The sequence below is a fragment of the Nocardioides marinus genome, assembly GCF_013408145.1.
In the GTDB taxonomy this organism is placed as follows: domain Bacteria; phylum Actinomycetota; class Actinomycetes; order Propionibacteriales; family Nocardioidaceae; genus Nocardioides; species Nocardioides marinus.
The window spans coordinates 1799332-1822762 of the sequence record NZ_JACBZI010000001.1 but is presented as its reverse complement, the minus strand read 5'-3'; the positions used below and the strand labels follow the sequence as shown (position 1 = coordinate 1822762).

Below are 23431 nucleotides of genomic sequence, written 5' to 3'. Positions count from 1 at the left end.
GGCCGTGAGTGACGCGACCGGTGACCAGAGCCCGGCCGAGCGGTACGCCGCCTTCCGCCGCAGCCAGTCCCACCCCGTGCTGGCCGACTTCCGTGAGCTCTACGGCTTCCCGCTCGACGAGTTCCAGATCGCGGCCTGCCAGGACATCGAGGACGGTCGGGGGGTGCTCGTCGCCGCCCCGACCGGCTCCGGCAAGACGGTGGTGGGGGAGTTCGCCATCCACCTGGCCCTCTCGCAGGGCCGCAAGGCGTTCTACACCACGCCGATCAAGGCCCTCTCGAACCAGAAGTACGCCGACCTGGTGGCGCGCTACGGTCCCGACGAGGTCGGTCTGCTCACCGGTGACAACACCGTCAACGGCGAGGCGTCGATCGTCGTGATGACCACCGAGGTCCTGCGCAACATGCTCTACGCGGGCTCTCGGACCCTGGACCGGCTCGGTTTCGTGGTGATGGACGAGGTGCACTACCTCGCCGACCGCAGCCGCGGGGCGGTGTGGGAGGAGGTCATCATCCACCTGCCGGAGTCGGTGGGGCTGGTGGCGCTCTCGGCGACCGTGTCCAACGCCGAGGAGTTCGGCGAGTGGCTGGAGACGGTGCGCGGGGACACCTCCACGATCCTGGAGGAGCGCCGCCCCGTGCCGCTGTTCCAGCACGTGATGGTGGGGCGTCGGCTGCTGGACCTCTTCGCCTCCTCCGACGTGGACGCCGCCGCGGGCTTCGTCAAGGAGGGCGCCCCGGTCAACGAGGAGCTGCTCAAGGTGGCCCGCGACGACTGGGCCGCCTCGCGCATCCGCGACCGACGCTCCCCGCGCGACCGCCGCGGCGGCGGCCGGCAGTCCGGGCCGAGGTCCGGCAACGGGCGCCGGGTCTGGGTGCCGAGCCGCCCCGACGTCATCACCCGCCTCGAGCGGGACCGGCTGCTGCCCGCGATCGTGTTCATCTTCAGCCGGGTCGGCTGCGACGCGGCCGTGACCCAGTGCCTGGCCGCCGGCGTGCGGCTGACCACGCCCGAGGAGCGCGACGAGGTCTTCGCCTTCGTCGAGGACGCCACCAAGCACCTCGACCCCGACGACCTGCACGTGCTCGGCTACCACGACTTCCTCGACGGCCTCACCCGTGGCGTCGCAGCCCACCACGCCGGCATGCTGCCGGCCTTCAAGCAGATCGTGGAGGAGCTCTACGTCCGCGGCCTGTGCAAGGTCGTCTTCGCCACCGAGACCCTCGCGCTGGGCATCAACATGCCCGCCCGGACGGTGGTGATCGAGAAGCTCACCAAGTGGAACGGCGAGACCCACGCCGACATCACGCCGGGGGAGTACACCCAGCTCACCGGCCGAGCCGGTCGTCGCGGCCTGGACACCGAGGGCCACGGCGTCGTGCTCTGGCAGCCGGGCACCGACCCGCGCGAGCTGGCCGGCCTGGCCTCCACCCGCACCTACCCGTTGCGCAGCTCCTTCCGGCCCTCCTACAACATGGCCGTCAACCTGGTCAGCCAGTTCGGCCGGGTGACGGCACGCGAGCTCCTGGAGCAGTCCTTCGCCCAGTTCCAGGCCGACAAGGCGGTCGTCGGTCTGGCGCGGCAGCTGCGCAAGGCCGAGGAGGCGCTCGACGGCTACGCCGAGGCGGCCGCCTGCGACCAGGGCGACTTCATCGAGTACGCCGGCCTGCGGCACCGGATCAACAAGCTGGAGAAGGGCGCCAGCCGCCAACGCCGCGAGGACCAGCGTCAGGAGGCCGTCGCCTCCTTGAAGTTCCTCAAGACCGGTGACGTCATCGAGGTGCCCACCGGCAAGTTCGCCGGGTACGCCGTCGTCATCGACCCGGGCTGGTCACCGGAGGGCCCGCGCCCCTACGTGGTCACCCAGGAGCGCCAGGCGCGCCGGCTGGCGATGATGGACTTCCCGGTGCCGGTGGAGGCGCTGACGCGGATGCGCGTGCCCAAGACGTTCAACCCCCGCAACGCGCAGATGCGCCGCGACCTCGCCCACCAGCTGCGTGAACGCACCAGGGACCTGCCGCGCGGGCAGGCGGCCGCCCAGCGGCGTACGGGGGGCCCGGCGCCGTGGGAGCAGGAGATCACCGACCTGCGCCGTGAGCTCAAGGCGCACCCCTGCCACGGGTGCCCCGACCGCGAGGACCACGCCCGCTGGGCCGAGCGCTGGTTCAAGCTGGACAAGGACGCCGCCACGCTGCGCCGTCGGGTAGAGAACCGCACCAACACCGTGGCCCGGCAGTTCGACCGCGTCTGCGACGTCCTCACCTCGCTGGGCTACCTCACCGCCGAGGGCGACGAGGCCCGCGTGACGACCGAGGGTGCGCACCTGCGCCGGCTCTACTCCGAGCTGGACCTGGTGGCGGCCGAGTGCATCCGGCGCGGTGTCTGGGCCGACCTGGACGCCCCGGGGCTCGCCGCGGCGCTGTCCACGCTGTGCTTCGAGGCGCGGCGCCCCGACGATGCGCGCTCGCCCCGGGTCCCCGGTGGGGCCACGAAGCAGGCGATCGGCGCGACCGTGCGGCTGTGGGGCGAGCTGGACCGGCTGGAGAAGGAGAACCACCTGGACTTCCTGCGCCAGCCGGACCTCGGCTTCGCCTGGATCGCCTACCGGTGGTGCGAGGGCGACGACCTCGACGAGGTCCTCGGCGAGAGTGAGCTGTCTGCAGGTGACTTCGTGCGCTGGATGAAGCAGCTGCTCGACCTCGCCGGACAGGTCGCCGACGCCGCGGGGGACAGCCCCCTGCGGCACACCGCGCGCCAGGTCGTGGACCGCCTGCGCCGCGGCGTCGTCGCCATGTCCGGTCTGGCCGAGTAGGGACCCCGACACGGCCGAACCGGCGTATTGATACGCCGGCTCGGCGGGCCGTGGTGGTCGAGCCGGCGTATTGATACGCCGGCTCGGCGGGGACGACGCTCAGACGAGGGCGCGTACGGCGTCGGCGACGGTGTCGTTGCCGGCCACGAGGTCCACCTGCTGGCCGACGGTGCCCGGCTCGTCGAGGACCGCGGCCAGGACCGCTCCCACGTCGGCGCGCGGGATCTCGCCGGGCTCCACCTCGGGCGCCAGCCGCACGGCGTCGGTGGCGGGGTCGTCGGTGAGGCGACCGGGACGGATGATCGTCCAGTCCAGGCCGGAGTCGCGCAGAGCGGCGTCCGCGTCGCGCTTGGCCTCGACGTAGGCGCGCCACACCGGCTCGGTGTCCTGGGGCACGGGGTTGTCGACCCCGATGGCGGAGAGCTGGACGAACCGGCCGATGCCGGCGCGACGCGCCCCCTCGATCGACTTCAGCGAGCCCTCCAGGTCGACGGTGCGCTTGCGCTCGATGTCGCCGTCCGGGCCACCACCGGCGGCGAACACGACCGCCCCGCACCCCTCGAAGGCGTTCGCGAACGCCGCGGCATCGTCGGCCTCGATGTCCAGGAGGCGCACCTCGGCTCCGAGGCCCTCGAGCTCCTCGCGGTAGTCGGGGTTGCGCACCAGCGCCACGGGCGTGTGCTCCGAGCGGCGCAGGGCGATGTGGAGGTGCTTGGCCACCTGTCCGTGGCCGCCGACGACAGCGATACGAGTCATGCCCTCGACGCTACGGGCCTGCCGGCGCCGGAGCTCGCCCGAACGGGTGGGAGGGCTTCAGCCCAGTGAGGCCAGCACGGTGGTGAGACGCTCGACGGGTCCCTCGAGGTTGTACTCCGCGGCCAGCGAGGAGAGCCGGGCGGCGTCGGCGGGCTCGGTGGGGAGCGTGAACCCGGTGCGGGGAACGTCGAGGGTGCGGCGCACCGCGACGACCTCGGGTGCCACGGCCAGGTAGTCCGCCGCGGCCTTGATCTTGGCGCGGACGCCGGGGGCCATGTCCGCCTCGGGGTCCGAGGCGGCGGTGAGGATCCCGTCCAGGTCGGTGAAGCGCTGCAGCAGGGTCGCGGCGGTCTTCTCACCCACGCCCTTGACCCCGGGCAGCCCGTCGGAGGTGTCCCCGCGCAGGGTCGCGAAGTCGGCGTACTGCGAGGCCTCGACGGCGTACTTCTCGCGCACCCACTCCTCGGTGACCCGCTCGTGGTTGCCGACCCCGCGGGCGATGTAGAGGATGCGCACCTCGTCGGCGGAGCCCGCGCCCGTGGAGCCGTCGTGCACGAGCTGGAACAGGTCGCGGTCACCGGTCACCACGTCGACCGGCTGTCCCGCGTCGGTGGCGAGGGTGCCGATGACGTCGTCGGCCTCGGCCTCGGGGGCACCGACGACCACGATCCCCAGGGCGGCCAGCACGTCGCGGATGATCGGCACCTGCACCTCGAGCGGGTCGGGCACCTCCTCGACGTCGGCGGAGCCCTCGACCACCTCCACGACGCGGTGCGCCTTGTACGTCGGCACCAGGTCGACGCGCCACTGCGGGCGCCAGTCGTCGTCCCAGCAGCAGACCAGGTCGCGCGGCTCGTACTGCTCCACGAGGCGGCTGATGAAGTCCAGGAGGCCGCGCACCGCGTTCACCGGTGTGCCGTCGGGGGCAAGGATCTCCGGCACCCCGAAGAAGGCCCGGAAGTACATCGAGGCGGTGTCCAGGAGCATCAGGCGGTCGGTTCGCGGCACGACGACACCCTAGGGGGCCTGCCCCGCGGCGTGCGGGGGCCTAGGGTGTCGCACGTGAGTCAGTCCGCCGTGGAGCCCACCGACCGCAAGATCCTCCAGCTGCTGGCCGAGGACGGCCGGATGTCCTTCACCGATCTCGGGAAGGCGACCGGCCTGTCGACGTCGGCGGTGCACCAGCGGGTCAAGCGCCTGGAGCAGCGCGGGCTGATCCAGGGGTACGGCGCGACGATCAACCACGCCGACATCGGACTGCCGCTGGCGGCGTTCATCTCGATCCGCCCCATCGACCCCTCCCAGCCCGACGACTGCGCCGCACGGCTGGAGCACATCCCCGAGATCGAGTCCTGCTGGTCGGTCGCGGGCGAGGAGTCCTACGTCCTGAAGGTGCGCTCGACGACGCCCGCCGCCCTGGAGGACCTGCTGGCACGCATCCGGTCCGCGGCCAACGTGTCGACCCGCACCACCATCGTCCTCACGACCTACTACGAGAACCGGCCGGTCACGGGGGAGTAGGTCTCGACGCCCGCTCGCTGGCGCTCGCTGCTCGACCAGCGATCAGTCACCAGGCCTGCAGCGCCGCCGTCCGACGCGACGCCTCGGCCACCTCGGCGGCCTTGAGCGCGGACTCGTCGAGCCGGCCGTGCTCCTCCCACCAGGCGCGCCCGGCCTCGGGCAGGGTGTGGATCGGGTCGTAGTAGGTGTAGGTGCGGCTCAACGCCTCGGCGTCGCCGGCCTCGATGGAGGTGCGGTAGTTCTTCGTCCAGTGCGAGATGCCGCGCTCGGTGTCGTAGCCGGCGATCTGGTGGACCCAGCGCTTGCCCACGAACGGCACGTCGCAGACGATGCGCGGCGTGGCGTAGCCCGGCAGGTAGCCCATGATGTGGTGCTGGAGGCGCTGGGCGTCGGCGACGGAGACCCGCCAGTGCTCCGAGAACGGGATCATGTCGCACATGTAGAAGTAGTAGGGCATGACCTGGGCGCCGTCGAGGAGCCGGAAGCACAGGTCTAGCAGCGCGTGCGGGTCGGCGTTGACGCCGTTGAGGAGCACGCCCTGGTTGCGGACGTCCCGCAGGCCGGCGTCGAGCATCGCCTTCGCGCCCCGGGCGACCATGGGGGTCACGGAGTTCGCGTGGTTGGCGTGGGTGTGCATCGCGAGGCTCACGCCCTGGCTGCGCGCGAGGGTGGCGACCCGGTGGACGCCCTCGACGACGTCGGGCTGCAGCCAGTGCTGCGGCATGCCGATGAGGGCCTTGGTCGCCAGCCGGATGTCGCGGATGTTCTCGACGGTGAGCAGCTCGGTGAGGAAGGCCTCGAGGCGGGGCCAGGGCATGTTGGCGACGTCGCCGCCGGAGACCACGACGTCGCGCACGCTCGGCGTACGACGCAGGTAGTCGATCATGGCGCCGAGCCGGTCGTTCGGCTTGCCGGTGAGCTTGAGCTTCTCGACGGTCGGCGTGGAGTTGCCGACCAGGTCCATGCGGGTGCAGTGGCCGCAGTACTGCGGGCAGGTGGGCAGCAGCTCGGCGAGGACCTTGGTGGGGTAGCGGTGGGTGAGCCCCTCGACCGCCCACATGTCGTGCTCGTGCAGGCTGTCGCGGGTCGCGTGCGGGTGGCTGGGCCAGTCGGTGCGACGGTCGGAGAGCACCGGCAGCATGTAGTGGCGCACCGGATCGGCGTAGAAGGCGTCGGTGAGGCTGCCCGGGCCCTTGGGCGTGACGTGCGGCGCCATGGTGTTGAGCATCTGCGGCGGAACGAGCATCGACATCGTGGCGCGCTCGGCCTGGTCGCGCTCGAGGTCGGCGTAGAACCGCTCGTCGACGAGGTCGCCGAGGACCTCACGCAGCTGCTTGAGGTTCTTCACGCAGTGGCTGCGCTGCCACTGGACCGACTCCCACTCCGCGGCCGTGACGTCCTTCCACCCCGGGAACCGGGTCCAGTCGGGCTCGACGAGCTCGACGCGGCGGTAGGGGTAGGGCTGGCCGGTCTCGTCCTCGACCAGGGCGGCGATGGAGGTCTCGATGCTCATACGAGCACGGTGCCAGATGATTTCCCGCCTGTCGAATACATCGCGGGAGATTCTCCTGCCGACGGGTGCCTGCATCCCCCGTCGACAGCGTCGGCGTCACGAGGACCGGAGGATCTCCAGCAGTGGCCCGGCCGCCTCGGACAGGAACGCCTCCTGGGTGGAGTCGCCGATCTGCACCAGGGCGACGTCGGTGAACCCGGCCTCGGAGAAGGCCGAGACCGCCTCGGCGATCTTGTCCAGGTCAGGGCCGCAGGGGATGTTGTCGGCCACGTCCTCGGGCCGGACGAACTGGGTGGCGCCGGCGAACCCGGCCGGGGTCGGGAGGTCGGCGTTGACCGACCAGCCGCCGGCGAACCAGCGGAACTGGTCGTGCGCCAGCTCCCGGGCCTCCGCCTCGTCCGGACCCCAGCAGATGGGGATCTGACCCACCGCACGACCCTCCGCGCCGATCCGCTTCGCGCCGGGCACCCCGTTCCAGGTCGAGATCAGCTCCGCCTTCGGCTCCACGGCGACGAGGTGGTCGGCCAGCGGGGCGAAGGTCTCGACCGAACGGTCACCGGAGACTGCGACGCCGATGTCGACGCCCTGCTCCGGGACGTCCCAGATCCGCGCGGAGTCCACCTGGAAGAACTCACCGGCGAAGTCGACCAGGTCGCCGGTGTGGAGCCGACGGATGACCTCGATCGCCTCGGCGAGCATCCCCTGCCGGGTCTGCACCGCCGGCCACCCCTCGCCGACCACGTGCTCGTTGAGGTTCTCCCCGCTGCCCAGCCCGAGGGTGAACCGGCCGTCAGCCAGGATCTGCAGGGTCGCGGCCTTCTGGGCGACCACGGCCGGGTGGTAGCGCATCGTCGGGCAGGTCACGTACGTCATCAGCTCGACGTCCGAGGTCGCCTGCGCCACGGCACCCAGCACCGTCCAGGCGTACGGCGCGTGGCCCTGGCTCGTGAGCCACGGTGAGTAGTGGTCGCTGCTCACCAGCAGGTCGAAGCCGACCTGCTCGGCGCGGGCGGCGTACTCCACCAGCTGCTTGGGCCCGGACTGCTCGGTCATCAACGTGTACCCGAATCGCGACATGCCCCTATCGCAGCGTGCCGGGCGCGCCGCGACCTCACCCGGCCATGCACACCCTTCCGTGTGGTTCAGGCGGTGTGGTGGCGGGGCAGCGTCGTGGGCATGGACCTCGGACTGGACGGACGCACTGCACTGATCACCGGCGGCGACTCCGGCATCGGCTGGCACACGGCCCGCATCCTCCTGGAGGAGGGGGCGACCGTCGTGCTGACCGACAAGGACGAGGAGGCGCTCGACGAGGCCGCCGCCCAGCTCGGCGCCGCGCCCGGCCGGCTGCACACGGTCGCGGCCGACCTCACCAGCGACGAGGCGGCGCAGCAGCTGGCCCGCCAGGTCGAGGAGGTCGCCGACGAGAAGGGCCTGTCCATCCTGGTCCACTCCGCAGGCGTCACCGGAGCCCAGGGCAAGTTCCACGAGATCGACGACGACGGCTGGGTCGACACCCTGACCATCGACCTGCTCGCGCCCGTGCGCGTGACCCGGGCCGTCCTCCCGTCGCTGCGCAGGGACGGCTGGGGCCGCATCGTCTACCTCACCTCCGAGGACGCGGTGCAGCCCTACGACGACGAGCTGCCCTACTGCGCGGCCAAGGCGGGCGTGCTCGCCTTCGCCAAGGGGCTCTCGCAGACCTACGCCCAGGAGGGGTTGCTGGTCAACTGCGTCTCGCCGGCGTTCATCCACACGCCGATGACCGACGCGATGATGGAGAAGCGCGCCGACGAGCTCGGCTGCTCCGTCGACGAGGCCATCGCGTCGTTCCTGGCCGACGAGCGCCCCCACATGGAGCTCGGGCGCCGGGGCGAGCCCGAGGAGGTGGCGGCCGTCGTGGCCTTCCTCTGCTCCGAGCGCGCGAGCTTCGTCAACGGGTCCAACTGGCGGGTCGACTCCGGCTCCGTCGCGACCATCTGACCCGACGACCACCGAGGAGCGCACCGTGACGCACTACGACCACCTGATCATCGGGGGCGGGATGGCCGCGGACGCCGCCGCCCACGGCATCCGTGAGCAGGACCCGACCGCCAGTATCGGCATCCTGGGCGAGGAGCCGACGTCGCCGTTCCCGCGCCCCGCGCTGTCGAAGAAGCTGTGGACCGATCCCGACTTCACCGTCGAGAACACCGCGCTGGACACCGTCGGCGAGACCGCTGCGACGTTCCACCCACGCACCAGGGTCGTCGCCGTCGACCTCGAGGCGCACGAGGTGACCACCCACGGCGGCGACACCGTCGGGTACGGCCGCCTGCTGGTCGCCACCGGCGGCCACCCGCGGACGCTCACCGACCTTCCGGGCGGCGACCGGGTCCTCTACTACCGCTCCCTCACCGACTACCACCGGCTGCGGGTCCTCGCCGACACCCGACCGCACGTGGCGGTGGTGGGAGGTGGCTACATCGGCACCGAGATCGCCGCCGCGCTGATCGGTCAAGGCTGCCGCGTCACTCTGCTGCACCCCGGCGAGGTGCTGGGGGAGCAGATGTTCCCCGCCGAGCTGGCCGACGACTTCGAGCGCCTCTTCACCGACGCCGGTGTCGAGGTGCGCGGTGGAGCCGAGGTCGCCGGCGGACGGGAGCACGCCGACGGAGTACGGCTGGAGCTGGAGTCCGGCGACACCGTGCAGGCCGACGTCGTGGTGGTCGGGCTGGGCGTGGAGCCGGCCACCCACTTCCTGCCCGAGGAGGTCGAGCTCGCCGACGACGGGGGCGTGGTGGTCGACGAGCACCTGCGCACCAGCGCGCCGGACGTGTACGCCGCCGGCGACGTCGCGTCGTACCCCGACCCGATCCTGGGGCGCACCCGCGTCGAGCACGTGGACAACGCGACCACGATGGGCACCGCCGCCGGGCGGATCATGGCCGGGTCGGAGGAGACCTACGACCACACGCCGATGTTCTACTCCGACGTGCTCGGCCTCGGCTACCAGGCCGTGGGGACCCTGGACTCGTCGCTCGAGACCTTCGTGGAGCGCGTGGGTGAGGGAGCCGTGGCCTACTACCTCGACGACGAGGCTGTGCGTGGCGTGCTGCTCTGGGACCTCGACGAGGGCGTCGAGGAGGCCAGGGCACTGCTCGCGAGGCACTCGCGGCCGACCGACCCCGCGGACCTGGCCGGCACCATCACCGGCTGAGCGTGGCCAGCGCCCGGAGCACGGCGGGGTGGTCCGGGGCCAGGTCGTAGCGCAGCGTCATCGCCGTGAGCAGGACCTCCCGGGCCGGCGGCGGGTCGCCGTCACCGAGCGGCAGGCACATCAGCCGCAGGCAGGGTGCGTGGCCGTCCTCGTCCTCGTCGGGCAGGTCGTCGCCGTGGGGCGGCGCGTAGTCGCGCACGGGCAGCAGCACCCCACCCGCCCGCTCGTAGAACGCGATGCGTCGGCGGTGCTCCAGCGCCGCATGCTCGCCCAGGCCCGGCTCGTCGGGGTCCTCGACGTCCCAGACCAGCAGCGAGCGGCCCTCGTCGGCCAGCATCGCGGCCAGCTCGCCGAGCATCGCCGTCCCGACCCCGCCCCCGCGCACACCGACGGCGTAGTAGCGCAGGAAGACCCACCCCGTGTCGCCGAGCGGCCGCAGCACCGCCAGGCCCTCGGGGGCGCCGGCCTCGGTCACGCGCACGACCAGGCGGTCGACGAGCAACGACTTGAAGTCGGCCCGCAGGTCCTCGGGGAAGGCGTCCTCGTAGATCGCGCGTACGGCCGCCAGCTGCCGGGCGTCCAGGTCAGTCGTCAGCACGCCACACCTCCTGTCCGCCCAGGATCGTCCTGAGCACCTCGATGTCCCGGATCCGCGCCGGGTCGCAGGTGGCCGGGTCGTCGGAGAGGACGGCGAGGTCGGCGAGCTTGCCGACCGCCACCGTGCCACGGTCGGCCTCGGCGTGCGAGGCGTACGCCGAACCGAGCGTGTACGCCGTCAGCGCCTCGAGCCCGGTGACCGCCTCGTCGGGGCCGCAGTCGGCTCCCGAGTCGGTACGCCGGTTGACCATGTCGTGCATGCCGCGCAGCGGGTGCCCGTCGACGACCGGCCGGTCCGAGGAGCCCGGGACCACCACACCGGCGTCGAGCAGCGACCGGTACCGGTAGGCCCAGCCCGACCGCTGTGGGCCCAGGGCCCGCAGCATCCCGTCGCCGATCTCGCCCACGAAGCGTCCCTGCGGCACCGGCACGACGCCGAGGGCGGCGCACCGCGCCACCTGGTCGGGCCGGGACACCCCGAAGTGCTCGATGCGGTGGCGCACGTCGGGTCGCGGCCAGCGCCGCTGCGCCTCCTCGTAGGCGTCGAGGACCAGGTCGATGGCGGCGTCCCCGATCGCGTGCGCTGCGACCCGCCAGCCGGAGCGGTGGGCGTCGAGTATCCGGTCGCGCAGCGCCTCGGCGGAGTCCTGCAGGTAGCCGCGCTCGCCGGGGGTGTCGGCGAACTCCTCGCTCAGCGCGCAGGTGTGCCCGATCAGCGACCCGTCGCTGAACACCTTGGTCGGCCCGATCCGCAGCCGGTCGTCGCCCAGGCCGCTGCGGATGCCGAGGTCCAGCCCGATGCCCAGGTCGTCGGTGGCGTGGCCGGCCAGCGGGTGCAGCGCGTCGGCGGCGACCATCAGCTCCACGCGCAGCGGCAGCCGGTCGGCGTCCCTGGCGGCCTGGTAGGCGGCCACCTCCACCGGGCTCTTGCCGATCCAGCCGCCCCCGACACCTGCCTCGACGACGGAGGTGAGCCCCTGGGCCAGGTAGACCTGTCCGGCCCGCTCGATGGCGTCGACCAGCCCGGCGATCGGGTAGGGGAGCACCAGCGCGTTGAGCAGCTGCTGCGCCTGCTCCTGCAGCAGACCGGTCGGGCGCCCGGCGGCGTCGACCACGACCAGCCCACCGGGCACCTCCCTCGGCGCCCCGGCGAGACCCAGGTCGGCCAGCAGCGGGCCGTTGATCGTGCACATGTGGCCACTGGTGTGCTTGAGCCACACCCGGCGGCCGCCGGCTGCCCGGTCGAGCGCGTCACGGTCGGGGTGGGCGCCGAGCTTGTTCTCGTCATACCCCGCACCGACGACCCACTCGTCGGGTCCGAGCTGCGCGGCCCGCGCGGCGACCGCGTCGTAGAGCGCCTCGAGCGAGGGGACCCGCAGGTCGACCTCGGCCAGCGACAGGCCGAACCACGCCATGTGGTTGTGGGCGTCGTGGAAGCCGGGGACCACCACGGCACCGTCGAGGTCGACGGTGCGCACGGCCGGGACGTCCTCGTCGACCGCCACGACCCGGTCGCGCCAGATCGCCACCGAGCGCGCCACGTCGGCGCGCCCCGGGCCCTCGAGGGTGCGGACCCGGGCGTGGGTGAGGAGGAGGTCAGCGCGCACTCTGGGCCTCCGCGCGCAGTGCGGCCTTCTCCACCCTCAAGGACGCGGTCAGCGGCAGGTCGTCGCGGAAGCGCCACACCGAGGGCACCTTGAACGGCGCGAGCCGCTCGGCGCACCACGCGGTGAGCTCCTCGGCGGTGGCCCCCGGCGCGACGACGTACGCCGCGACCTCCTCGCCCCGGACCTCGTCGGGGACCCCGATGACCGCTGCCAGCCGCACCGCGGTGTGCGCGAGCAGCACCTCCTCGACCTCGACGGCGGCGACGTTCTCCCCGGAGCGGCGGATCATGTCCTTGAGCCGACCGGCCAGGTAGAGGCGTCCGGCCTCGTCGGTGCGTGCCAGGTCGCCGGTGGGGAACCAGCCCTCGGCGTCGAAGGGGGAGGGGTGCCCGAGGTAGCCCTGCATCATCCCCGGACCGCGGAGCCACAGCTGGCCGCCCTCGTCGATGCGCGCCTCGCGGTGCGCCGCGGGCCGTCCCAGGCAGCCCGAGCCGACCAGCTCGTCGTGCTCGTCGGCGCTCACGCGGATGTCGGCACCGGTCTCGGTCATGCCGAACGCCTCGGTCCACGGCACGCCCCACCGCTCCTCGAGCTCGGCGTGCAGCGCGGGCGGGATCGCTGAGCACTGGACCGCGCGCACCCGGTGCTCGCGGTCGGCGGGGTCCGCGGGCATCCGCAGCAGCAGGACGGGCATGGAGGCCAGGCAGTAGAAGTAGGTGACCGCGTGCTCGCGCACCTTCGCCCAGAAGGTCGAGGGGTGGAAGCCGTCGAGCACGACCAGGTGGGCGCCGGCCATCAGCGCGGCGACGACGTTCCACTGCGGGTCGACGTAGTGGAAGGGCTGCGCGGTGAGCAGCACGTCGTCGGGTCCCAGGTGGGGGTGCTCGGTGAGCATCGACCCGCCCAGGGTGGTCCAGTAGGTGTGGTCGAGCAGGCAGCCCTTGGGGCGCCCGGTCGTGCCGGAGGTGTACTGCACGTTGACCACCGTGTCCGGGGTCGGCGTGAGCGCCGGCAGGTCCTGGGGCTCCTGGCTGGCGAGCTCGTCGGGCCCCACCACGGTCGCGTACGACGTCAGCAGCCCGTGGTGCTCGGGCCGGGCCACCACGAGGCGGACCGCGGCGTCGGAGAGCAGGTGGGCGACGTCGTCGCGGCGGTAGCGGGGGTTGAGGGGCACCATCGCTGCGCCGAGTCGCATCAGCGCCAGCCAGGTGAGCGGCATCTCGGGGGTGTTGCCCAGCATCACGCCGACCCGGTCACCGGGCCCCACGCCCCGGGCCGACAGGGCCGAGGCCAGCCGACGCGACCGGTCGGCGACGGCGGCGAAGGTCAGCTGCTCGCGCCCGTCGGGGAGGTCGAAGGTCCAGGCCGGCCGGTCCGGGTGCTCCGCGGCCGCCCGGTCGAGGAGGTCGACGAGCGTGGTGCCCTCAGCCACGGTTGAACCCCTCCCGCGGTGCCTCGCCCTCTCCGGAGAGCGAGGTCAGCAGGGCGTGCTCCACCTCGCGGGCCATCGCCTCGTCCACCGTGGAGTCCAGCCCGGCGTCGAGGACCTGCTTGGCCAGCGAGAGGGACAGTGCCGGTCGCTCCGCCATCCGCCGGGCGAGGTCGAGCGCCACCGTCTCGTGCTCGCCGGCGGGCACGCAGCGGGCCACCAGGCCCATCCCCGCCGCCTCGGCGCCGCTGACCCGCTCCCCGAGCAGGAGCAGCTCCTTCGCCCTGGCCCAGCCGACCAGGCCGGGCAGCAGCCGGGAGATGCCACCGGTGACCGAGAGGCCCACCGAGACCTCGGGGAACCCGAAGGAGGCGTCCTCGGCCGCGACGACGACGTCGCAGCACAAGGCGAACTCGGCCCCTGCCCCGAGGGCGTACCCGTGCACCGCGGCGACGACCGGTGCCGGCGACCGGCGCACGAGGCGGGTGACCTCCTGGATCTCCTCCAGCCTCGCCCGGGTCTGCAGGACCGTCTCGACCGCGGGCTCCTGCTTCAGGTCGTGGCCGGCGCAGAAGGCCCGTCCGGCGCCGGCCAGCACCACGGCCCGGGCACCGTCGGCCCCGGCGTGCGTGAGGGCGGCGACCAGTCCGCGGGTCAGGTCGACGTCGACGGCGTTGAGGCGGTCGGGCCGGGACAGGCGGATGACCGCCACGGTCCCGTCGAAGGAGTACTCCACGCTGGGGTGGAGGGGCGGGCGGGTCACGGGGGCTCCCATCGCGTCGGACCGGCGGTCACGGTGCAGTCGATCGATCGATCGATAGCATAGGCCCATGACCCCCACCGCCGTGCGCGTGCGCCGGGCCGCGCTCGAGCTCTTCGCGGAGCGAGGCTTCCACGGCACCGGCATCCGCCAGCTCGCCGAGCGTGCCGGAGTCTCCTCGGCGTCGCTCTACCACTACATGGGCACCAAGGAGGAGCTGCTGGTGGCGCTGATGACCGACAGCCTGGAGCGGCTGGTCGCCGATGCCCAGGCGGCCGTCGCCACCAGCAGCGACCCGGTGTCTCAGCTGGAAGCACTGGTGCGGATGCACGTGACCGCCCACGCCTCCCGTCCACTGGACACCCGGGTGGGCGACCACGAGGTGGAGGCGCTCTCCGAGCCGGCGCGCGCACAGGTGGTGACGCTGCGCGACCGGTACGAGCAGCTGTGGCAGGAGGTCCTCGCGGCCGGGCTCGAGGACGGGGTGCTGCGGTCCGAGCACCCCGCGGTCGCCCGTCGTGCCCTGCTGGAGATGTGCAGCGGGGTGGCCCGGTGGTTCGACCCCGCCGGGCCGCTCACCCTGGAGGGCCTCGCTGACCACTACGCAGCCCTGGCATGCAGGCTCCTCGGCGTGTCGCCCCCGACACGCCGAGGCGGTGCAGACATTTGCGTCTGATCGGGCCTGGATCCTGTCCTCGTTCACACCCTCCTGACCTGCGGATTCTCACGTCCTCGCAGGTCAGGAGGCGGTTGACACACGCCGCGTCCCGCAGCAAGGTGAGCCGTCCGCTCGTGCAGATCGCGGGAGACGGACCGGCGTCCGAGTGGCCGCCTCGGAGGGTGGGGGTGCCAGCCACCTGTCCGAGGTTGTTCGCGGAGGTCGGTTCGTCCTGCGAGGGCGGACACGAGAGGGCCTGGGTCCCCCTAGACAACAGCCTGCCCCGGCCGCCTGTCGGACATCAGCCTGGACCGAAGGCGTCCCGGGCCCTCTCGTCGCTCTGCACCCGTCACGCCCGCCCGGTACCGTGGCGGCGTGCTCCGCCTGGCCCTCGCCGTCGTCTCGGGCCTCGTGCTCTCCCTCGCCTTCGAGCCGGTCGCCTGGCCGGTGCTGCTGCCGTTGGCCGTCGCCGGCTTCGTCGGCGTCGTCCACGGGGTCGGTGCCCGCCGCGGCCTGGCCCTGGGCCTGGCCTTCGGCGCCGCGTTCTACCTGACCCACATCTGGTGGATGCGGGCGGTGGCGGTGCCGGCGTGGATCGGCCTGTCGCTGCTGGAGACCCTCTTCTACGGCCTGGCCGGCGCCGCGGCGGCCGTGCTGACCAGCCATGCCCCCACCCGCCGCTGGTGGCCGGTCTGGGTGGCGGCGGCCTGGACCGCCGCCGAGGTCGTGCGCAGCGGGTGGCCCTTCAGCGGCATGCCCTGGGGTCGCCTGGCCTTCGCGGTCGTCGACACCCCGGTCGCGCGGCTGCTGCCCTGGGTCGGCATGGTCGGGGTCTCGTTCCTCCTCGCGCTCGCGTCCGCGTGCCTGGCCCACCTGGTCCTCACCCGGGCGCGCGCCTGGCGCGCCGACGCCTCCGTGCTGCTGGTGCTGGTGGCGGGCACCACGCTGGCCGCGCTGGCGCCGTACGACGCCGGCGACCCGAGCGGGACCGCGACCGTGGCCGCGGTGCAGGGCGACGTGCCGGGGCCCGGCAACGACGTGCTCTACGACCACCGCCAGGTCACCCGCAACCACGTGGACGAGACCGTGCGCCTGGCCGGCGAGGTGGCCGCCGGTGAGCAGCCGCGACCGGACCTGGTGGTGTGGCCGGAGAACTCCACCGCTGTCGACCCGTTCCTGGACTTCTCGACCAACCAGGGCATCGAGCGCGCGGTCGAGGCCATCGGCGTGCCCGTGCTGGTCGGGGCCATCGTCGACGACGGGCCCGACCACGTGCTCAACCAGGGGATCGTGTGGGACCCGGTGACCGGCGCGGGGGAGCGCTACACCAAGTGGCACCCGGTGCCTTACGGGGAGTACATCCCCTTCCGCCGCTACCTCGACGTCAACTTCGGCGAGCTGGCACGCATCCGGCGCGACATGCGCGCCGGGGACCGCACCGAGCCGCTGCGGGTCGGCGACATCCTGCTGGCCGACGCGATCTGCTTCGACGTGGCCTACGACGACGGGCTGCACGCCCAGGTGCGCGAGGGCGCGGAGCTGCTGACCGTGCAGACCAGCAACGCCACCTTCATCTTCACCGACCAGGTCGACCAGCAGTTCGCCATCACCCGGCTCCGGGCCATCGAGGCCGGCAAGTGGCTGGTGGTCGCCTCCACCAACGGTCGTTCGGGGATCATCGCCCCCGACGGGACGGTCGTGGAGACCACCGAGCGGCGCACCACCGCCTCGATGGTGGCCGAGGTCGAGCTGCTCCCCGGCGTCTCACCGGGCATCCGGCTCACGCCGTGGGTGACCCGCGGAGTCGTGGCGCTCGCCCTGCTCGGACTGCTCCTCGTGCTGGTGCCGGTGATCGCCGCGAGGGCCGCCACCCGGCGTTCGCGCAGGGTTGCTCCGGAGTACGCCGATGCGTCCTCCTGACTCCCGTACAGTCCGGCCAATGCGCGTGATCATGGTCGTCCCGACCTACCAGGAGGCCGACAACATCGCCTGGATCCTGGGCCGGTTGCGCACCGCGCTCCCGGCCGTCGACGTGCTCGTCGTCGACGACAACTCCCCGGACGGCACCGGCCGGATCGCCGACGAGATCGCGGCCGCGGACCCGCAGGTGCAGGTGCTGCACCGGGTGAACAAGGGCGGTCTGGGCGCGGCGTACCGGCACGGCTTCGCGCACGCGCTCGAGGCCGGCTACGACGTGATCGGGGAGATGGACGCCGACGGCTCCCACCAGCCCGAGCAGCTGCACCGGCTGCTGGCGGCGATCGAGGGGAGCGACGGCGGTCCGGCCGCGGACCTGGTCATCGGCTCGCGCTGGGTCCCCGGCGGCACGGTGGTCAACTGGCCGCGCCGACGAGAGGCGCTCTCCCGCGGCGGCAACCTCTACGTGCGGGCCCTGCTGGGCATCTCGGTGAAGGACGCGACCGCCGGCTTCCGGCTCTTCCGCCGCGAGGCGCTGGAGAAGCTCGACCTGGCGACCGTGCGCTCCACCGGGTACGTCTTCCAGACCGACATGGTCGTGCGCGCCCTGCGCGCGGGGCTGAGCGTGCGGGAGGTGCCCATCGAGTTCGTGGAGCGGGTGCGGGGGGACTCCAAGATGAGTGGCAAGGTGGCGGTGGAGTCGCTGCGTCGGATCACCGCGTGGGGGCTGCGGGAGCGCCGGGACCAGCTCCGGCGCATGTGGAGCAGGAGCAGGAGCAGGGGATGAGTGGACGACGCCGCGGGGGCGTGGCCTGGGCGCTGGGACTGGCCTTCATCGGCCTGCCCCTGCTCGAGCTCTACCTGGTCATCCAGGTCGGTCAGGCCATCGGCGCCTGGTGGACGATCCTGCTGCTGGTGGTCGACAGCGTGCTCGGCGCGCTCATCGTGCGCCGCGAGGGCGGCCGCGCGTGGCGGGCCCTGCGGGAGGCGCTGGCACAGGCCAGGATGCCCCACAAGGAGCTCGCCGACGGCGCGCTGGTGCTGATCGGCGGCACGCTGCTGCTGACGCCCGGCTTCGTCACCGACGCCCTGGGGGCGCTGCTGGTGCTGCCGGTGACCCGGCCGTTCTTCCGCGGGCTGCTGGCCCGCGTCGTGGCCGCCCGGCTGGTCGTGGTCCCCGGGCGGGGAGGCCCCGGGAACGACGAACGCCCCGGACCGGTGGTCCGGGGCGACGTGGTGGACCCGCCGGAGTGAGGGCGGGTCGGAAGGTCAGGCCGAGGCCTTGCCCTTCTTGCGGTTCGCGCGGTGCAGGTGCGCGGGGCCGATCTCGCCACCGCGGAGCAGCTCCAGGCGCTCCTTGAGGATCTCCTCGAGCTCCTTCTCCGAGCGGCGCTCGAGCAGCATGTCCCAATGGGTGCGGGCCGGCTTCTCGGCCTTCACCTCGGGCTTGATGCCGCTGACGCTCAGCGCCTCGGCGCCGCACCGCGGGCACTCCCACACCGCCGGCACCTCGGCCTCGACGGACATGGTGATCTCGAACTCGTGGTCCTGCTTGCAGCGGTAACCGACCTGCTGCCGCGCGGCGAACTCGATGCCGCGCTCGTCCTCGAAGCTCTGGCCTCCGAGTCGCGCTCCCCGTAGTGTGCGCTCTGCCATCTGAGCCCTCCAGTCTCTACCGAAGACGGTGCCGTGCCGCCCCGTCTCAAGTTTTCAACGGTAGCGACCCGGCGATGATTCCGACAATCGCCGAGGTGGGTGGTCGAGCCCCGGATTCTCGGACTCCTCTCAGGAACCCGCCGGGACCGACGCCTGCCGAGCCTGCTCGATGCCCTTGGCCGTGTCGACGCGGGTCAGGATCGCGCCACCGATCACGAAGAACGCGATCAGCGCGAACAGCGCCGGTCGGTAGGAGTCGGTCACGGTGTAGACGATGCCGAAGACCAAGGTGCCCAGCCAGGACGTCCCCCGCTCCATCGCGTGGTAGAAGCTGAAGTACTCCGCCTCCTTGCCCTGCGGGATGAGCAGGGAGAAGTAGGAGCGGGCCAGTGCCTGGGTGCCTCCCAGCACCACGCCGATCGCCGCACCCATCGCCAAGAACGGCACCAGCTCGCCGGCCGGCAGGAACAGCCCGACCGTCACGATCGCCATCCAGATCACCAGCCCGACCAGGATCACCGGCTTGGCGCCGTACCGCCCCGCGGCGCGACCGAAGCCAAGGGCCCCGAAGACCGCGACGGCCTGCACCAGCAGGTAGGTCGCGAGGACGGTGCCGGTCTCGAAGCCGAGCTCCTCCACGCCGTAGACCGACGCGGAGGCGATGACGGTCTGGATGCCGTCGTTGAAGAAGAGGTAGGCCACCAGGAAGGTCAGGGCGACGGGGTAGCGCCGCATGTCGCGCAGGGTGTGCCACAGCTGGCCGAAGCTGCGCTGCAGCAGCCCGCCCTCGGTCGGCTCCACGGCCAGCGGTGGCCGGTCCTTGATGCCGAGGTAGGGCACGAAGGTGAACACGCCCCACCAGATCGCCGCGGAGAGCAGCGAGAGCCGCACGGCCATCCCCTCGGAGAGCCCGAAGGTGTCGTGCATGCTCACCACGACGAAGTTGAGCGCGAGGAGCAGCCCGCCACCGGCGTACCCGGTGGCCCAGCCCCGCGAGGAGACGCCGTCCCTCTCCTCGGGCTCGGAGATGAGGCACAGGATCGAGTCGTTGACCACGGCCGCCGCCCCGAAGCAGAGGTTGGCGACCAGGAAGGCGACGACCCCGAGCTCCCAGTTGTCGTCCTTCATGAAGAACAGCACGGCCGCGGCCAGGGCGCCGGCCCAGGCGAAGCCACCCAGCAGCTGGCGCTTGTGGGAGGTACGGTCGGCGACCGCGCCCAGCAGCGGCAGCAGCACCGCCGACAGCAACGTGGAGGCGGTGATGGTGAACGACGGCAGCGCGCCCGGCGCCACCGAGATGCCGAGCACCGAGATGCGGTCGTCGACGGCCGCCTCCTCGGCGATCGCGATGAGGTAGGGCCCGAAGAGCACGCCGGCGACGGTGGTGGAGAAGGCGCTGTTGGCCCAGTCGTAGACGTACCAGGCGCGGTGCTCGCGGCGCCGCTCGGCGGTGGTCATGGGTGCGATGGTCATGTGGTCCCCTCCCAGAGTCCCTGCTCCTCCAGCACCTCGCGCAGCACGTCGGTGCGGTCGGTGAACAGCCCGTCGACGCCCTTCTCGAGGAGCTCCCGCATCTCCCCGGGCTCGTCGATCGTCCACACGTGCACGTGCTTGCCGGCCGCGTGCACCCGTCGGACGAACCCGGTGGTGACGACCGGGACGGTGACGCTCAGCCCGGCGAACCGCAGCGTACGCCGGTGCGGCACCTGCAGGGCCGCGACACGGCCCCGGGTCAGCCGGTCGGCGAGGCGGCCGGGCAGCAGCGCGAACGCCGCGGCCTCGAACGGATGGGCCGAGGTCGGTACCCGACCTGCGGTGAGCCGGCGGAAGCGGCGCAGCCGGGCGGGGGAGAAGGAGCCCACCAGGAGCCGGTCCCACTCCCCGCGCTCGGCGACGAGCGCCGCCAGCGCGTCCACGGCGCCCTCGGACTTCAGGTCGATGTTGAACCGGGCGTCGGGGAAGGCGTCGAGCAGCTCCACCAGCGTGGGGACCGACTCACGACCCCCCACGCGGGCCCGCCGGACCTCGGCGTGGCTGAGCGCGGCGACCTCGCCGGCGGAGTCGGTGACCCGGTCCAGGACCTCGTCGTGGAAGGCCAGCAGGACCCCGTCGGCGGTGAGGTGCACGTCGGTCTCGAGGTAGCGGTAGCCCAGCTCGACGGCGTGCTCGAAGGCCGCCAGGGTGTTCTCCAGCCCCTCGATCTCGGGGTGGTAGGCGCCGCCGCGGTGGGCGAAGGCGATGACCCGGCGACCGCCCCGGGCGGCACCGGCGGGGCGCACGTCGAGGTAGGCATGGCCCGTCACCGGTGACGTCACGGCTGCAGTCTGGCAGGTCAGATGTCGCGGAAGGGCTCGATCTGCGCACCCAGCTCGTTGAGCCGCTCCGCGAGGTCCTCGTAGCCGCGGGCGATGACGTAGGTCGAGCGCAGGACCGAGGTGCCCTTCGAGGCCAGCATGGCCAGCAGGATCACCACGGCCGGACGCAGCGCCGGCGGGCAGACGATCTCGGTGCCCGAGAAGTGGGTCGGGCCCTCGATCATCACGCGGTGCGGGTCGAGCAGCTTGACCTGCGCACCGAGCTTGGTGAGCTCGGTGAGGTAGATCGCGCGGTTCTCGTAGACCCAGTCGTGCAGCAGGGTCTGGCCGGTCGCCACGGCGGCGATCACGGCGAAGAACGGCAGGTTGTCGATGTTCAGCCCCGGGAACGGCATCGGGTGGATCTTGTCCAGCGGTGCGTGCAGGTCGCTGGGGTGCGTGGTGAGGTCGACGAGCCGGGTGTGACCGTTGGCGGCGACGTACTCCTCGCTCTGCTCGTAGACGAAGCCCATCTCCTCCAGCAGCGCCAGCTCGATCTCGAGGAACTCGATCGGCACGCGGGTGATGGTGATCTGCGAGCGGGTCACGATCGCCGCGGCGAGCAGCGACATGGCCTCGATCGGGTCCTCGGCCGGCGCGTAGTCGACGTCCACGTCGATCGACTCGCGGCCGGTGACGGTCAAGGTGGTGGTGCCGACGCCCTCGACCTGCACGCCCAGGCGCTGCAGGTAGAAGCAGAGGTCCTGGACCATGTAGTTGGAGGAGGCGTTGCGGATGACGGTGGTGCCCGGGTGCAGCGCCGCCGCCATCAGCGCGTTCTCGGTGACGGTGTCGCCGCGCTCGGTCAGCACGATGGCGCGCGTCGGCGCGACGGTGCGGTCCACGCTCGCGTGGTAGCTGCCGTCGGTGGCCTTGACCTCCAGGCCGAAGGGGCGCAGCGCGGACATGTGCGGCTCGACGGTGCGGGTGCCGAGGTTGCAGCCGCCGGCGTAGGGCAGGTCGAAGGTGTCGGCGCGGTGCAGCAGCGGCCCGAGGAACATGATCACCGAGCGGGTGCGGCGCGCCGCTGCCTCGTCGATGGCGTCCAGGCGCAGCTCCTTGGGCGGGATGATCTCCAGGTCGCCCTCGTCACCGAGCCAGCGGGTCTGGACCCCGAGGCTGCCGAGCACCTCCAGGAGCCGGTTGACCTCCTCGATGCGCGCGACCTTGCGCAGGGTGGTCCGGCCGCGGTTGAGCAGCGAGGCGCACAGCAGCGCGACGCCGGCGTTCTTGGAGGTCTTGACCTCGATGCTCCCCGAGAGCGTGGTGGGCCCGGTGATCCGCAGGTGCGTGGGCCCGGCACCGAGCGCGACGATCTCGGAGTCCAGGGCGGCGCCGATGCGGGCCAGCATCTCCAGCGAGAGGTTCTGCTGGCCCTTCTCGATCCGGTTGATCGCGCTCTGGCTGGTGCTAAGCAGGTCGGCCAGCTGGCTCTGGGTCAGCCCGCGGTGCTTGCGCGCGTCCCGGATCAGCATGCCGATGCGTCCCTTGTAGCCCTCCGTCATGGGACCGACGGTAACTCACATGTGAGATAACCCGATATCGCCGCGCGGGGTGGTCTCCGGGGGTGGCGTGGACCCCCGTCCGGGGTGCGATGCTCGCCCCATGCGAGCCACCACCATCCACGCCCCGCGCGACATCCGGCTCTCCGAGGTCGCCGACCCGACCATCGAGAAGCCGACCGACGCCATCGTGAAGGTCACCAGCGCCTGCATCTGCGGCTCGGACCTGTGGCCCTTCCGCGGGGAGAACGACATCACCCCGGGCGACACCATCGGCCACGAGTGCATCGGCGTCGTCGAGGAGGTCGGCGCCGACGTGCGCGACGTGCGGCCCGGCGACTTCGTGGTCGTGCCGTTCGACCACTGCGACAACACCTGCGCCCACTGCCGTGCCGGCATGCAGTCGGCGTGCGTGGAGCTGTCGATGACCAGCTCCGGGCAGGGCCAGTACGCCCGGGTCGGGCACGCCGACGGCAGCCTGGTGAAGGTCCCCGACCTCGGGGCCTCCGGGCCCGACGCCGCGATGGTCCCGCACCTCGTCGCCCTCTCCGACGTCATGCCCACCGGCTGGCACGCAGCCGTCGCCGCCCGGGTCCAGCCCGGCGGGACCACCGTGGTCGTCGGCGACGGCGCCGTCGGGCTGTGCGGCGTCCTCGCCGCGGCCCAGATGGGCTCGGAGAAGGTCGTGCTGATGTCGCGCCACGAGCCGCGCCAGGAGATCGGTCGTGCCTTCGGTGCGACCCACGTGGTCGCCGAGCGCGGTCGGGAGGCCGCCGCCGCCGTCAAGGAGATCACCGGCGGGGTCGGGGCCGACGCCGTCCTGGAGTGCGTGGGGACCGACCAGGCCATGGGCACCGCGTTCGCCGTGGCCCGCCCCGGCGCGACGGTCGGCTTCGTCGGCGTGCCCCACGGCGTCCAGCTGCCGGTGGGCCGGATGTTCCAGAAGAACGTCGGGCTGGCCGGGGGGATGGCGCCGGTGCGCGAGTACCTCCCGCACCTGCTCGACCTCGTGCTGGCCGGCACCATCGAGCCGGGCCGGGTCTTCGACCTGACCCTGCCCCTGGACGAGGTGGCGGAGGGCTACCGCGCCATGGACGAGCGCCGGGCCGTCAAGGTGCTGCTCGACGTCGACGGCTCGCTGGGGGCCTGA

The 23431-nt window shown here is 72.5% G+C and carries 21 protein-coding genes; 9 read left to right on the top strand and 12 right to left on the bottom strand.

The features are described from left to right. Nucleotides 1–4: 4 nt before the first annotated feature. Nucleotides 5–2812: a DEAD/DEAH box helicase gene (locus tag BKA05_RS08645; protein WP_179531074.1), complete on the top strand. Its 2808-nt coding sequence runs from the start codon at nucleotides 5–7 to the stop codon at nucleotides 2810–2812. Nucleotides 2813–2911: 99 nt separating this feature from the next. Here BKA05_RS08645 and BKA05_RS08640 read toward each other — a convergent pair whose 3' ends face one another. Both BKA05_RS08640 and BKA05_RS08635 read right to left on the bottom strand, forming a co-directional pair. Beyond that, nucleotides 2912–3568 (bottom strand): SDR family oxidoreductase, encoded by a 657-nt coding sequence (locus BKA05_RS08640; RefSeq protein WP_179531073.1) that lies wholly within the window; start codon nucleotides 3566–3568, stop codon nucleotides 2912–2914. Nucleotides 3569–3625: 57 nt separating this feature from the next. Then, nucleotides 3626–4576: a 5'-3' exonuclease gene (locus BKA05_RS08635; RefSeq protein WP_415836702.1), complete on the bottom strand. Its 951-nt coding sequence runs from the start codon at nucleotides 4574–4576 to the stop codon at nucleotides 3626–3628. Nucleotides 4577–4630: 54 nt separating this feature from the next. Between BKA05_RS08635 and BKA05_RS08630 the strand changes: the two genes are divergently transcribed. After that, nucleotides 4631–5089 (top strand): Lrp/AsnC family transcriptional regulator, encoded by a 459-nt coding sequence (locus tag BKA05_RS08630; RefSeq protein WP_292603111.1) that lies wholly within the window; start codon nucleotides 4631–4633, stop codon nucleotides 5087–5089. Between the two features lie 46 nt (nucleotides 5090–5135). Here the strand turns inward: BKA05_RS08630 and BKA05_RS08625 are convergent, their stop codons facing one another. Beyond that, on the bottom strand, nucleotides 5136–6602 hold the full coding sequence (locus BKA05_RS08625) for a KamA family radical SAM protein (RefSeq protein WP_179531072.1): 1467 nt from the start codon (nucleotides 6600–6602) through the stop codon (nucleotides 5136–5138). Between the two features lie 96 nt (nucleotides 6603–6698). Further along, nucleotides 6699–7679, bottom strand: a complete 981-nt coding sequence (locus BKA05_RS08620; protein WP_179531071.1) for an LLM class F420-dependent oxidoreductase — start codon at nucleotides 7677–7679, stop codon at nucleotides 6699–6701. Between the two features lie 99 nt (nucleotides 7680–7778). Between BKA05_RS08620 and BKA05_RS08615 the strand changes: the two genes are divergently transcribed. Beyond that, on the top strand, nucleotides 7779–8585 hold the full coding sequence (locus tag BKA05_RS08615; RefSeq protein ID WP_179531070.1) for an SDR family NAD(P)-dependent oxidoreductase: 807 nt from the start codon (nucleotides 7779–7781) through the stop codon (nucleotides 8583–8585). Nucleotides 8586–8610: 25 nt separating this feature from the next. After that, nucleotides 8611–9801 (top strand): FAD-dependent oxidoreductase, encoded by a 1191-nt coding sequence (locus tag BKA05_RS08610; RefSeq protein WP_179531069.1) that lies wholly within the window; start codon nucleotides 8611–8613, stop codon nucleotides 9799–9801. Here the strand turns inward: BKA05_RS08610 and BKA05_RS08605 are convergent. The 4 genes from BKA05_RS08605 to BKA05_RS08590 are packed head-to-tail and all read right to left on the bottom strand — an operon-like array spanning nucleotide 9791 to nucleotide 14197. Next, nucleotides 9791–10399, bottom strand: coding sequence for a hypothetical protein (locus BKA05_RS08605; protein ID WP_179531068.1), 609 nt, complete (start codon nucleotides 10397–10399; stop codon nucleotides 9791–9793). The two genes, BKA05_RS08610 and BKA05_RS08605, sit on opposite strands and share 11 nt — an antisense overlap. Then, the gene (locus BKA05_RS08600; RefSeq protein WP_179531067.1) at nucleotides 10386–12005 is read right to left on the bottom strand and encodes an amidohydrolase family protein; all 1620 of its coding nucleotides are present in this window, start codon (nucleotides 12003–12005) and stop codon (nucleotides 10386–10388) included. The genes BKA05_RS08605 and BKA05_RS08600 overlap by 14 nt, the downstream gene beginning before the upstream one ends. Continuing rightward, a complete protein-coding gene (locus BKA05_RS08595; protein WP_179531066.1) occupies nucleotides 11995–13437 on the bottom strand; it encodes an AMP-binding protein in 1443 nt (480 codons plus the stop codon). The genes BKA05_RS08600 and BKA05_RS08595 overlap by 11 nt, the downstream gene beginning before the upstream one ends. Next, the gene (locus BKA05_RS08590) at nucleotides 13430–14197 is read right to left on the bottom strand and encodes an enoyl-CoA hydratase-related protein (protein ID WP_218842374.1); all 768 of its coding nucleotides are present in this window, start codon (nucleotides 14195–14197) and stop codon (nucleotides 13430–13432) included. The genes BKA05_RS08595 and BKA05_RS08590 overlap by 8 nt, the downstream gene beginning before the upstream one ends. Nucleotides 14198–14264: 67 nt before the next feature. On the opposite strand from BKA05_RS08590, the gene BKA05_RS08585 reads away from it, so the two are divergent. The 4 genes from BKA05_RS08585 to BKA05_RS08570 all read left to right on the top strand — a co-directional run bounded on the left by BKA05_RS08585 (nucleotide 14265) and on the right by BKA05_RS08570 (nucleotide 18023). Further along, nucleotides 14265–14870 carry a TetR/AcrR family transcriptional regulator gene (locus tag BKA05_RS08585; protein WP_179531064.1) on the top strand — a complete coding sequence of 202 codons (606 nt, stop codon included), beginning with the start codon at nucleotides 14265–14267 and terminating at the stop codon, nucleotides 14868–14870. A gap of 357 nt (nucleotides 14871–15227) precedes the next feature. Next, a complete protein-coding gene (gene lnt / locus BKA05_RS08580) occupies nucleotides 15228–16772 on the top strand; it encodes an apolipoprotein N-acyltransferase (protein WP_343045578.1) in 1545 nt (514 codons plus the stop codon). A 19-nt stretch (nucleotides 16773–16791) separates the two neighbouring features. Beyond that, complete coding sequence (locus tag BKA05_RS08575) at nucleotides 16792–17556, top strand: polyprenol monophosphomannose synthase (RefSeq protein ID WP_246289775.1); 765 nt, start codon at nucleotides 16792–16794, stop codon at nucleotides 17554–17556. Continuing rightward, nucleotides 17553–18023: an FxsA family protein gene (locus BKA05_RS08570; protein ID WP_179531063.1), complete on the top strand. Its 471-nt coding sequence runs from the start codon at nucleotides 17553–17555 to the stop codon at nucleotides 18021–18023. Before BKA05_RS08575 ends, BKA05_RS08570 begins: the two co-directional genes overlap by 4 nt. Before the next feature lie 15 nt (nucleotides 18024–18038). Here BKA05_RS08570 and BKA05_RS08565 read toward each other — a convergent pair whose 3' ends face one another. The 4 genes from BKA05_RS08565 to BKA05_RS08550 form a co-directional block, all read right to left on the bottom strand. After that, nucleotides 18039–18425, bottom strand: a complete 387-nt coding sequence (locus BKA05_RS08565; protein WP_179531062.1) for an RNA polymerase-binding protein RbpA — start codon at nucleotides 18423–18425, stop codon at nucleotides 18039–18041. Between the two features lie 129 nt (nucleotides 18426–18554). Beyond that, a complete protein-coding gene (locus tag BKA05_RS08560) occupies nucleotides 18555–19898 on the bottom strand; it encodes an MFS transporter (RefSeq protein WP_179531061.1) in 1344 nt (447 codons plus the stop codon). Further along, complete coding sequence (locus BKA05_RS08555; protein WP_415836701.1) at nucleotides 19895–20740, bottom strand: glycerophosphodiester phosphodiesterase family protein; 846 nt, start codon at nucleotides 20738–20740, stop codon at nucleotides 19895–19897. The genes BKA05_RS08560 and BKA05_RS08555 overlap by 4 nt, the downstream gene beginning before the upstream one ends. 17 nt (nucleotides 20741–20757) lie before the next feature. Beyond that, on the bottom strand, nucleotides 20758–22284 hold the full coding sequence (locus tag BKA05_RS08550; RefSeq protein WP_179531060.1) for a helix-turn-helix domain-containing protein: 1527 nt from the start codon (nucleotides 22282–22284) through the stop codon (nucleotides 20758–20760). A gap of 100 nt (nucleotides 22285–22384) precedes the next feature. Here BKA05_RS08550 and BKA05_RS08545 point away from each other — a divergent pair, with 100 nt between their 5' ends. Then, nucleotides 22385–23431, top strand: coding sequence for a zinc-dependent alcohol dehydrogenase family protein (locus tag BKA05_RS08545; protein WP_179531059.1), 1047 nt, complete (start codon nucleotides 22385–22387; stop codon nucleotides 23429–23431).